The organism is Rhodopseudomonas sp. B29 (assembly GCF_000333455.1).
Taxonomy (GTDB): Bacteria; Pseudomonadota; Alphaproteobacteria; order Rhizobiales; family Xanthobacteraceae; genus Rhodopseudomonas.
The window spans coordinates 1-3379 of sequence record NZ_BADD01000534.1 but is presented as its reverse complement, the minus strand read 5'-3'; the positions used below and the strand labels follow the sequence as shown (position 1 = coordinate 3379).

General features: G+C 65.5%; 3 protein-coding genes. All 3 read right to left on the bottom strand.

Going from position 1 to position 3379, the window contains the following annotated elements; translation table 11 throughout:
* Nucleotides 1-66: 66 nt before the first annotated feature.
* Complete coding sequence (locus tag I5M_RS18890; RefSeq protein WP_031337013.1) at nt 67-1788, bottom strand: ABC transporter permease subunit; 1722 nt, start codon at nt 1786-1788, stop codon at nt 67-69.
* A 298-nt stretch (nt 1789-2086) separates the two neighbouring features.
* On the bottom strand, nt 2087-2776 hold the full coding sequence (locus I5M_RS18885) for an AprI/Inh family metalloprotease inhibitor (protein ID WP_022722823.1): 690 nt from the start codon (nt 2774-2776) through the stop codon (nt 2087-2089).
* 12 nt (nt 2777-2788) lie between these two features.
* Nucleotides 2789-3379 (bottom strand): NAD(P)-dependent oxidoreductase (locus tag I5M_RS18880; protein ID WP_022722822.1); only part of this gene is annotated, 591 nt, incomplete at its 5' end.

Sequence of the window (3379 nt, the reverse complement as noted above, 5' to 3'; positions counted from 1 at the left end):
CTGACGCCGCTTATGTCGAGCAGATCGCTATGAGGCACCGTATCGAGCATGGAAGTCTCCTCGAGATCAGCCGAGCCGCAGGCGGCGTTCGCCGAAGGCGTAGAGCGGCCGCCACAGCAGCCGGTTGAACAGCGTGACGAGTATGCACATCACCGCGATGCCGAGCACGACGCGCGGGAAGTCACCGTCGGATGTCGCATTGGCGATATAGGCGCCGAGTCCGTTGGCGCGTAGCTGCGTATCGCCCCAGCTCGCCACCTCGGCGACGATCGAGGCGTTCCAGGAGCCGCCCGACGCCGTCACCGCGCCCGTGATGTAGTACGGAAAGATTCCCGGCAGCACGACCTTGATCCACCAGCGCCAGCCGCCGACATGGAAGCTGCTCGCCACCTCGCGCAGATCGCTGGGGAACGCGCTTGCGCCGGCGATGACGTTGAACAGGATGTACCACTGTGTGCCGAGGATCATCAGCGGGCTGAGAAAGACATCGACGTTGAGGCCGTAGCGCACGATGACGACCACGAACACCGGGAAAGCCAGATTGGCCGGAAACGCCGCGAGAAACTGCACGATCGGCTGAACCCGCTCGGCGAGCTTCGGACGCAATCCGATCCACACGCCGACCGGCACCCAGATCAGGCTGGCCAAAGCAATCAGCACGACGACACGTGTCAGCGTGATCAGTCCCTGTCCGACCGCCGAGAACAGGTCGGAGATGCCGAGGGTTGCCGAGAGATAGCGCAGCGCGATGAAGCCGGCGTAGCAGCAGCCGGCGACGACGACCGCGAGCCATGCCGCGTCGGCAAGGCGCGACGGCTCGCGCGCCGTGCTACGCGAGATCGCGACGCCGGGCCGTCCGAGCCGCAGATTGGAGATCGATCGGAGCAAGGAGCCGAACGGTCCGGAGAGATTACGTAGCACGCGGGTGCGCCGGAACAGGTCGAGTACCCACGAGGTCGGCTCGGTGCCCGATGCGGTCTGCTCGAAGCGGAATTTGTCGGCCCAGGCGACGATCGGCCGGAACAGCAGCTGATCATAGGCGATGATCACCAGCAGCATCGCCAGGATGGCGTAGCCGATCGCCGCGAGATTACGCTGCTGGATGCCGAGCGCCACATAGGAGCCGATGCCCGGCAGCGTGATGGTGGTGTTGCCGACCGTGATGGCTTCCGAGGCGACGACGAAAAACCAGCCGCCGGACATCGACATCATGGCGTTCCAGATCAGCCCCGGCATCGCGAACGGCACGTCGAGCCGCCAGAACCGCTGCCAGCCGCCGAGATGGAAGCTTTGGCTAGCCTCGTTGAGATCCTTCGGCACGTTGCGCATCGACTGGTACATGCTGAAGGTCATGTTCCAGGCCTGGCTGGTGAAGATCGCGAACACGCAGGCCAGCTCGGCGCCGAGCACGCGGCCCGGAAACAAATTGAGAAAGAACACCACCGTGAAGGTGAGGAAGCCGAGGATCGGCACCGACTGGAGGATGTCGAGCAGCGGAATCAGCACCATCTCGGCGCGGCGGCTCTTGGCCGCCACCGCCGCGTAGACGAAGGTAAACACCAGCGAACATGCCATCGCGGTCAGCATGCGCAGCGTGGTGCGGAGCGCGTATTCGGGCAGGTTGCCCGGATCGAGCGACACCGGCGGGCTGTTCAGCGCCGACAGCGGCACACTGATCTGTTCGCCGCCGTGGACGATCAGCACCATCACGCCGACGATCAGCAGCAACGCCGCGCAATCCCAGATGTTGGGCAGAAAGCGCCGGCCGATCGGGAGTGTTTGTTGCATCAGGCTCGGCACGCGCACACCCATGAGGGCTTGGCCGGTTCCGACCAAATCAGAACCGAAGCTCCAGCTTCTTGATTGGAGGCGTTTTCGTCACGCCAAGCGGCGGCCGCCTCGCTCGAAAACGCGATGGATCGACGGGCACAGTCGCGCCGGTGTGTGTCGACTTAGCTCAACCGGCATGACGGCTGTGTGACGACGACGGGACTGATCTTGCGCGACGTAGTCGACCGCGGCGAGCCTTGTCAATCACAGTTGCGAGAGGACAAACGCAGCGGGAAAATCGCCCGATCTGCAATCGTCACTGCCGCAGCATGATCAACGGATCGGCCGCATCCGGCACGCGGCGCCATTGGGCATTGTCGTCGGCGTCGAACCGCCAGGTCTCGCCGGATTTGGCGATCAGCAGCATGCTGCCGTGGTCGAGCCGCCACATCGTCGGGGCGAAGGCGGCGACCTGAGGATCGCAGCGCGGCTTGAGGAAGACCTGGTAGTTGTCGTCTCCGGCGTCGGTGTTGGTCAGCGTCAGGCCGCAGACCTGGCGGCCGCTGCCGAGCACCATCGCCCAGTCGCCGATCATCTGATCCATCGATTTGGCGAGCGACCGCGCTGCGACGAGATTCTGCAGAATATAGATGCCTTCGCCCTCGCGGCGGCCCTCGAAGATGCCGCTTTCGACCTCGGTGAAGTCGATCACCGGCTCGCCTTGGGCCTTCTGCAGCCGGACGATGTCGAGGCCCTTCAGGCTCCAGGCCGCGATGTCCTTGGTGAAGGGCAGCGTCGTCGCGCAGTTGGGCTCGAGTGCCAGCTTGAAGCCTTGTCCGGCGCCTTGTCCGGCCGCGTCGGCTTCGAGCGTCACCACGCAGGTCTTGCTGCGCTCGGTGGTGGCCAGCTCCCACTGGCCGACCATGTCTTTCTTGAGCGCCGACGCGTCCTGCGCCGCAGCCGGCGCGGCGAGCAGCAACGACAGGACCACGGCGGCGATCTTCATGACGGCGTCCTTCTAGCGGTCCCGCACCGGCGTCTCGGCGATCGGCGTCAACGGCGGCTTGCCGGCGAACCACGCCTTGAGATTATCGACGACCAGCTGGTTCATGGCATTGCGCGTGACCACCGAGGCCGAGCCGATATGCGGCAGCAGCGTGACGTTGGCCATGGTCTTGAGCGCGTCCGGCACGTTGGGCTCGCTCGCGAACACGTCGAGGCCGGCGGCGAGGATCTTGCCGGATTGCAGCGCCGCGATCAGCGCCTCCTCGTCGATCACCGAGCCGCGCGCGACGTTGATCACGACGCCGCGCGGCCCGAGCGCATCCAGCACCTCGGCGTTGATCATCTTGGCGGTCGACGGGCCGCCCGGCGTGATCACCACCAGTGTGTCGACGTCCTTGGCCATCTCGATCAGCTTCGGATAGTGCTTGTAGGCGACGCCGGCCGCCGGATTGCGCGAGTGATACACGACCTGCACCAGCGAGGCGTCGAGCCGGCGGGCGATCGCCTGGCCGATGCGGCCCATGCCGACGACACCGACCTTGCGGCCGCGCAGCGAGCCGGCGCTGAGCGGATAGTCCTGGGTCTGCCATAGCCCGGCGCGAAC